Genomic DNA, 7536 nt, shown 5'->3' with positions numbered 1-7536 from the left:
CAATCGCCATCCCGTCGTCCATACTTGGTCCTACAAACTCGCCGACGCCGCCTGATATGATTCGAACCAAGAAAACGATGATCTAGTACCTCGTCACAGTGATTATGACTCTTTGGCAGCGACGGGATAGGCGCGGCCCATTTTGGCGCGAGCTTTCTCGGTTGTGAACATCCAATTGATGCGAGCGCCGGCGGCGTTTCGTTGTCGTTCCCAGGCGTCGCGGCGGAGCCAGTGTGGGTCGTCGTTTCTGCGGTCCAGGCACTGGCCCGCGGAGCACGCCGATCTCGATCTCGACCATGTTGAGCCAACTGGTATGCTTGGGGGTGTAGTGGAACTCCAGGCGGCGCAGAATCCGTCGGGCTTCGGCGGGTGCGAATGCCTCATAGAGGGCGCCTACGGAGTGGATCGACAGATTATCCTGCACCACCCGGATGCACGCGGCGTCGGGATAATGGACATCGACGAGTTCGCGCATGCAGTGGGCGTAGTCTACTGCCGTCCGCCGCTCGGCGACCTTGACCTTGCGCCAAGGGCAATGGACGTCGATGCAGACGAAGAGATTGACGGTGCCGTTGCGGCGGTACTCGCAATCGTAGCGTTCGAGCTGGCCCGGTTCGGGTGGGATCGGCTGGCGAACCTCGCCGATGAGCTGGACCGGGCTCTCGTCGAAGCAGACCACCGGTCGGTCGGGATCGGGCGCCTCGGCATAGAGGTCGAGCACGTCTTCCATACGGGCGACGTATTCGCCGTCGACCTTTGGAATGCACCACATATCCTTGCGCCAGGGCTTAAGACCGTTTGCGGCCAGCCGCCGGCGCACCGTCTCGCCTGACAGGCTCTCGTGATCGGTGAGATTGACTATCGCCCCGGCCAAAAGCTCCAGCGTCCAGCGAGCGCGGCCCTGCGGGGGACTCGCGCAGGCGGTGGCCACCAACAGGGCTTCCTCCTTGCCGGTGAGCTTGCGCTCCGCCCCAGGACGCGGCTCCTCGCTCAGCGCCCGCTCCAGATTGCCTTCCACGAAACGCCGCTTGGTCCGGTACACGGTGGAACCGCTCACCGCTACCGTGCGCGCAATTTCTTCATCGCTGCAGCCGGCATTGGCTGCCAGCAATATCTGGGCGCGCTTGAGTTTGCGGGCGGCCCGTTTGCCCTTGCTCAACATCGCGGTGAGTTCACTGCGTTCGGCTTGGCTCAGTTCGACCCGATAACGTACATTCATCCCGACCTCCCTGTTGGAGGACCGGACGAATCGACAAATGAATCGAAAATCAGGCGCCGCGCGCAGCCTCAGCGCTCAAGGCTTCACGGAAAAGCAAGGCCAGTACCTGGCTTTCATCTACACCTACGCCCACATGTTCCGGCGCCCGCCCGCCGAGGCCGACATGCAGCGCCACTTTCAAGTCAGTCCGCCCTCGGTACACCAGATGATCGTGACGCTCGAACGAAATGGTCTCATCAGCCGTCAACCCGGCATCGCCCGAAGCATCCAAATCCTCGTGCCTCCGGAAGACCTGCCCATCTTAGATTGGCTCGGAATCAACCAGTCAGAACCATTGTGACGAGGTACTAGTCCCCGGCTGAATTCCAGGACGGCAACGCTGGATGAGGACAGATGAAAGGGCGCGGGCAATTGAGGCGGCACCAACCGCTTGCGACTGACGGAACTCCCGGCATCGGGCACTTGCTTGGACGAATAGGCGAAATGCATACGTTACCCTTCCACACCATTCTGATCGCCAACAGAGGCGAGATTGCCGTACGAATCATCAAGACTTTGCGAAGGCTGGGGCTTCGCTCTGCAATTGTCTACCACGATGCCGATGCGGGGACGCCGGCTGTCTCCATGGCTGACACGGCGATTGCCATCAGCGGTCGCACGCCAATAGCTGCCTATCTCGATATCGCGCCATCGCTGCTGCCCACAAGGCGAGCGCCGACGCCCTTCATCCGGGTTATGGATTTGTCTCCGAGAATGCTGAGTTCGCCAGGGCCGTGATAAAGGCGGTCATTGCGTTCATCGGGCCCGCCCCTGAAAGCATAGAACTGATGGGCGATAAAATCCGGGCCCACAACTTCGTTCAGCGGAACGGTTTTCCGGTCGCACCTTCGGCGATCGAAGAAGATGATCCAGCGACATTCACATTCAGGACGCGAGCTGTTGGAGTTCCTTTGCTGGTGAAACCATCGGCGGGCGGTGGCGGCAAGGGCATGCGGATCGTACGCGACCTCGCTACCCTGGAGGACGCGATTGCGCAGGCGCGCAGTGAGGGGCAGAGGTACTTCGGCGATGGCCGGCTTTACGTCGAACGATATGTCGAAAACCCGCGGCACATCGAAGTATAGGTGCTCGGCGACTCCTTCGGAAACGTGGTCCATCTCTTTGAGCGAGAGTGCTCGGTGCAGCGCCGGTTCCAGAAGATCATCGAGGAGGCGCCGTCGCCCGCACTGTCGCCAGAGTTGCGCAAGCGGGTCTGCGAAACGCCGCCAGCATCGCGCGCGCCGCCAACTATCGAAACGCAGGCACTGTCGAATTCATCTTTGACGGTGGAGAGTTCTATTTTCTTGAGATGAATACGCGTCTGCAAGTCGAGCATACTGTGACCGAGATGATCACCGGCATCGATCTTGTTGCTCAACAGATCTATGTCGCCGCGGGCCGCGAACTTGGATTTTCGCAGTCCAATATCGTCTCGAGAGGACACGCGATCGAGGCTAGACTGTATGCGGAAGCCCCGGAACGTGGATATGTTCCGACGACTGGTAAGGTACTTGTTCTTGAGTACCCGGACGGCGACGGCGCACGGATCGACAGCGGCATCTTGCAAGGCCAGCAGATCACGACAGCGTTCGATCCCATGCTCGCAAAGATCATCGCGCATTCGCCGACGCGCATTGAGGCTGCGCTGAAGGCCCATCGCGCGATGCGGGAGCTGGTGCTTCTCGGCTGCGAGACAAATGCAAACTTTCTCACACGTATCCTCCGCGACGAGGCATTTCTGAGCGGACACGTCCATACGGGATATCTTGAGGAAAATCCGCACATCGCATCGGCCGAGCCTGCGTCCGACTTATCTGCCTTCCTCGCCACAGCCGCCCTCCTGACGAGACCTATCCGCGAATGGACAGATGCCGTGCCCGAGCTTCACGCAGCGCTGGGCAGCTGGAGAAACTGACGTGAAACACTATTTTGAAGTTGATGGCGTAGATTATCAGTTATCGCTTTCACGTTGCCAACAGGGCTATCGCCTTCTCTTGAGTAACAAAGTGATTGGCCCAATCGTGTTCTCCCAGTAAGGCGACGTTTGCGGCGTCCTTACCATCGCTGGCGAAAGCGAACCGGTCAGGTTCGCCATCGACGGCGAGGTTATTCACGTGCACATCCGCGGCAGGACGCGCATTTTGCACTACCGCGACCCGTTGAGAACGCTCGCTTGCGCGAATAATGAGGCAGATCATCTCCTGGCCAGCGCGCCAATGCCGGGTCTCGTCGTTACGACCAGCGTTTCGCCTGGTCAACCCGTTTCCGCAGGCACGGCGCTGATGAAAATCGAGAGCATAAAGTTGGAAACCATCATACGCTCTCCACGGGACGGCGTGATCGACCGAATTCACTTCAACGGAGGCGAGAGCTTCGAGCGAGGCGCAGTGCTGGTTACGCTCTCAGAGGAAGGGCGTTGAGATGCAGCGGATCGCTTCTGCAGCGGATGTCAAATCTCACGAATTCCGCCTCAACGAACTCCACAATAGACGACTTGCGGCCGAATTGAAGGAACGACAACGTGTCGTCCGCTTCAACCGTCCTGAACGAGACCTTGAGCGCCTGCATCGGCAAAACAAGTTGTTTGTACGTGATCGGATCGAGGCTTTGCCCGATCCAGAAACTCCGTTCCTCGAGCTTTCGACGCTAGCCGCTAACAAGGCTTACGACGGCGAGGTGCCTGGCGCTGCGCAGGTCGTCGGCATCGGCATCGTAGCGGGTCGCGAGGTCATTGTTCACGCGGATGACGCCAGCGTGAAGGGCGGCGCATGGTATCCGTTGTCTGTCACGAAGATCGTGCGGGCCTTGGACATAGCGATCGAGAACTGTCTGCCAGTGGTTCATCTGTGCGACTGTGCTGGTGGTTTCCTGCCTTTGCAGGCGGAGTTCTTCGCGGATCGATACTACGCGGGTCGACTCTTCCGCAATCAGTCCATTCTCTCAAAGTCGCCATCGCAATGGGTCATTGCACCGCGGGAGGGGCGTACGTTCCGGCGCTTAGCGACTACAACATCATCGTGGAGGGAACGGGCGCGATTTTTCTAGGAGGCCCCCCGGTCATGAAACCGCCACGGGCGAGACGGTATCCGCCGAAGAGCTTGGTGGCGCTCATATGCATACCAGCGTGTCTGGGACGAGTGACTATTTCGCAAGCTCCGAGATCCACGCGATTGCCATCGCACGGGACATGTCGCTCGCTTCAATCGTGCCACGAAAGCCTCGATGGATCGAGTCTCTCCTGAACCGCCGGCGTACGACGCGTCCGAACTCTACGGCATCATTCCCAGGGATCCTCGAGTGCAGTTCGACATGCGGGAGATCATCACCCGTCTGGTGGATGGCACCCGGTCCACGAATACCAGTCTCTCTATGGCGAGTCTCTGGTGTGCGGCTTCGCGCGGCTTTATGGATATCAGATCGGGGTTATTGCAAACAATGTGTGCTGTTCAGCGACAGTGCGCTGAAGGGCGCTCACTTCATCCAATTGTGCGACAAGAACCGAACGCCCCTGCTCTTTCTGCAGAATATCACGGGTTTCATGGTCGGCCGCGAATACGAACGGCGCGGCATCACCAAGGATGGCGCCAAGCTGATCATGGCCGTCTCTGGGGCGTCGGTGCCCAAGTTCACGGTCGTTTGCAACGGCTCCTACGGAGCGGGGACGTTCGCTATGGCCGGGCGGGCTTTCGATCCACGCTTTATATTCACCTGGCCGCAGTCTCAGATTTCTGCGATGGGTGCAGAGCAAGCAGCAGGCGTGCTCACCCATGTCAAGGCAAGACAATTAACCCGCGAGGGTGGACGCCTGTCTGAGCAGGAGTTGGCAGCTATTCGAGAGCCGATTCTGGAAGAGTATCGGGAACGATCGAGCGCCTGTTATGCAACTTCCGAAATCTGGGACGACGGCATTCTTGATCCTGTCGACACCAGAAACGCGCTCGCAGTCGTCCTGAGCGCTTAGCTCAATACACCGATTGAGGCGCCACATTGCGGCGTGTTCAGAATGTAGCGATCGGATCAGGGCCGCCTTGGCGGGATCATCGAGGTAGAGCAGCGCGATCCAGCCGCACATGAAATGGAAGTCGGCGCGATAATCGCAAAGCGCAAGGCGCCGATTATACCCACCCTCGATCTGGCTGGCTTCAAATCGGCGGCCGGTCTACCTCCACACCGAACGGAAAGGAAGACAAGTGAAACGCATTACCTTCGCCGCGGCGTTGCTCGCGCTGACGCGCGCGGCGCACGCTGGCCCCGAGCTCGAAGCCAGCGGCCGCTTCCTTGCCGGCATCCGCTCGATCAACGTCACCATGCATCGCGTTCGCCCACACAGATCAGGCGCGGCAAGCCGAAAGAAATGTCCAGCCTCGGCGCGCCGTCGCACATCGACGCCGATTACAACGACTGCGGTGCGGTCGGAGCGGTGCGTGCGTCCCTTAACGGGTCGCACAAGACCGGAGAGATCATCGCGAGCAGGATTGCGGCGAGGAAGACCAGGGTGAGCGCGAAAGCGTTTCACCGAAACTACCAGAGCAAGATACAGAGGACAGTCAGAAGCAGAGCAGAGTAATCCGCGCATCCCCGATCGGCGCCGTAACAGATCGCTGGGCGTCATAGGAATATCCGTGTGCCCCCTGATGGATTCCTGACCGCACCACCACGATTCCGGTCCGTCGTCCCGTACTGCAGAACAAACACCGTCCCGTTGAAGCGAGGGATTGAATGCCACCCAGAAGCCGCCGTTTGATTGATGACAACTCCCATCATCGCCTTGGATGACGCAGCTCGAACGCTAGCATTGGTGAGGGATCGCTGGCTTGCTGCTGGCGAATACCGGCGAGGTATCGATGGCGCTCTCCACGGTTTTAATCGCAATCGTGGCGGCGTTGTTGTCAGTTCATCTGAGGACAGGCGGATCCGGTTTCAATGTGCCCATCGTCGACACTCTCGAAGCAGCTAGAAGAGATGGGCTTCAAACCAGTTTCGGTGTGGACCAGTGAGCCGCTGAAGTCTGGCAACCTCACGCAGCACTGCGAACGGTTTCAGAAATGGTCTGTGCCCGTACGACGTCATCACGCAAATGATGATCTATGAGTATCGGATGCCGATATGTCGTTGAACGAACGCGATGTGCTGTCGCAAACACGCAACCGGGCTATCGCCTTAGGCCGGATTCGCTCTTCGCGCGCGGCCGAATCGATGTTTTCGTCGCCCCCCGAGCGGGTCCAGGAGTACACTTAGTGGACAACGCCAACAAACACATAGCGCTTGAAGAACACTCGGGTCGCGAGCAGGTGGTAAAAGATGGAAAATGGCATCACGGCCCGAACCGCGAAGATACTCAGCGCGCCCTTCACAACGGCGGACTTCGCAGCTTTGTCAAAAGGGCAGCCCTCGATTCGGTCCCGTTTGCGCTTTGCGCTCTGATATTGATCAACTGTGGAGCTGCGCTTGCAGTCTTGGCGTTCCTCGAACGTATATCAACCAGAGCCACAATCGATCCGAGCCTTATCGGCGCCCTCGCCTCAGCAACGCTGTCCTTTGCGTTGGGGGCCGCGCTCGCTTTGCTCGCAATGTTCGCCTGCGCCGCAGCTGAAAGGGCGGTTTCGAGGCTCAGTACTTGTGAGCCACCAAGGATCCAAAAGGCACGCCGCTAGCGCGCTGCAAAGACCGCGCGCGTTTGCCACGTCTGTTCGCTTTCTTCCGCGCTGGCCTCGCTAGCTTTATTCGCTTTTGGAATGTCCGAGACGAGCTCCACACCCCCCGATGCTTCTGCAGAGGTAAGCTGCCCAAGTGCCCGCGAGCTGAGAACCCGCCAGGAGCCCCCGCCCATGCAGTGTCCGAAATGCAACTCCGATAACTGGTGCGAAATCGCATCGCATGATCCCTGGAGCGGTCGACCGATGATCCTGCAATGTCTGCGGCGAATATACTGAGCACAAGCTCGCTGAGCGCGAGGAGGCGTACGGCGCCCTGACCGGCGAACACCAACCGACCCGCCGGCTTATCCTGGATGCCCTTGAGAATGCTGGTCTAACGATCGTCCGCACCTTAGAAACAATGGGAGGCCTGCGCATGGGCCCTGCCATTCCTTGCCCGCCCACCCTGTATCCCCGGCTCCGGAAAACGCGGGACTGAGAGGCGGTGCCTGATCGTCATGCGGGCTTCACGCCGTTATGGCCGATCTGAAGCGGCAGGTCGAGCGAGTGGCATCGAGCCGGCGCGATGGAGCTATCGCCGAAAGTTGGTGACGGCGGGAATCGGAAAGGCGGCATATCGTG

General features: G+C 59.4%; 6 protein-coding genes and 2 pseudogenes. 6 read left to right on the top strand and 2 right to left on the bottom strand.

Features of this window, described 5'->3' with window-relative positions:
• Positions 1–102: 102 nt before the first annotated feature.
• Positions 103–1219, bottom strand: a protein-coding gene (locus KJQ96_RS37625; RefSeq protein ID WP_249735028.1) for an IS630 family transposase whose coding sequence is annotated in 2 segments (ribosomal slippage) — positions 103–270 and positions 272–1219 — 1116 coding nt in all. Because the reading frame shifts where the segments join, the coding sequence is not laid out codon by codon here.
• A 37-nt stretch (positions 1220–1256) separates the two neighbouring features.
• On the opposite strand from KJQ96_RS37625, the gene KJQ96_RS37620 reads away from it, so the two are divergent.
• The 3 genes and pseudogenes from KJQ96_RS37620 to KJQ96_RS41080 all read left to right on the top strand — a co-directional run bounded on the left by KJQ96_RS37620 (position 1257) and on the right by KJQ96_RS41080 (position 3173).
• Positions 1257–1559 carry a LexA family transcriptional regulator gene (locus tag KJQ96_RS37620; protein WP_213255929.1) on the top strand — a complete coding sequence of 101 codons (303 nt, stop codon included), beginning with the start codon at positions 1257–1259 and terminating at the stop codon, positions 1557–1559.
• A 53-nt stretch (positions 1560–1612) separates the two neighbouring features.
• Positions 1613–2606: pseudogene (locus tag KJQ96_RS42495) on the top strand (biotin carboxylase N-terminal domain-containing protein); the annotation flags it as partial.
• Positions 2607–3173 (top strand): hypothetical protein, encoded by a 567-nt coding sequence (locus tag KJQ96_RS41080; protein WP_249727136.1) that lies wholly within the window; start codon positions 2607–2609, stop codon positions 3171–3173. It begins immediately after the preceding pseudogene.
• A 49-nt stretch (positions 3174–3222) separates the two neighbouring features.
• Here KJQ96_RS41080 and KJQ96_RS37610 read toward each other — a convergent pair whose 3' ends face one another.
• Positions 3223–3516: a hypothetical protein gene (locus KJQ96_RS37610; protein ID WP_213255943.1), complete on the bottom strand. Its 294-nt coding sequence runs from the start codon at positions 3514–3516 to the stop codon at positions 3223–3225.
• Here KJQ96_RS37610 and KJQ96_RS42490 point away from each other — a divergent pair.
• The 3 genes and pseudogenes from KJQ96_RS42490 to KJQ96_RS37595 all read left to right on the top strand — a co-directional run bounded on the left by KJQ96_RS42490 (position 3475) and on the right by KJQ96_RS37595 (position 6255).
• Positions 3475–3678, top strand: coding sequence for an acetyl-CoA carboxylase biotin carboxyl carrier protein subunit (locus KJQ96_RS42490; protein ID WP_375293265.1), 204 nt, complete (start codon positions 3475–3477; stop codon positions 3676–3678). The two genes, KJQ96_RS37610 and KJQ96_RS42490, sit on opposite strands and share 42 nt — an antisense overlap.
• 1 nt (position 3679) lies before the next feature.
• Positions 3680–5219: pseudogene (locus tag KJQ96_RS42485) on the top strand (acyl-CoA carboxylase subunit beta).
• 853 nt (positions 5220–6072) lie between these two features.
• Positions 6073–6255, top strand: a complete 183-nt coding sequence (locus KJQ96_RS37595) for a hypothetical protein (RefSeq protein WP_213255925.1) — start codon at positions 6073–6075, stop codon at positions 6253–6255.
• Positions 6256–7536 lie beyond the last annotated feature (1281 nt).

The sequence above is a fragment of the Bradyrhizobium sp. sGM-13 genome (assembly GCF_018398875.1).
In the GTDB taxonomy this organism is placed as follows: domain Bacteria; phylum Pseudomonadota; class Alphaproteobacteria; order Rhizobiales; family Xanthobacteraceae; genus Bradyrhizobium.
Note: the sequence above shows the minus strand (reverse complement) of the source record. Positions and strands in the feature narration are given on the sequence as shown.

Excerpts from the sequence above, each read along its gene's own strand:
- KJQ96_RS37620 (WP_213255929.1), top strand. The coding sequence starts at position 1,257 with ATGAATCGAAAATCAGGCGCCGCGCGCAGCCTCAGCGCTCAAGGCTTC.
- KJQ96_RS41080 (WP_249727136.1), top strand. The coding sequence starts at position 2,607 with ATGATCACCGGCATCGATCTTGTTGCTCAACAGATCTATGTCGCCGCG.
- KJQ96_RS42490 (WP_375293265.1), top strand. The coding sequence starts at position 3,475 with ATGCCGGGTCTCGTCGTTACGACCAGCGTTTCGCCTGGTCAACCCGTT.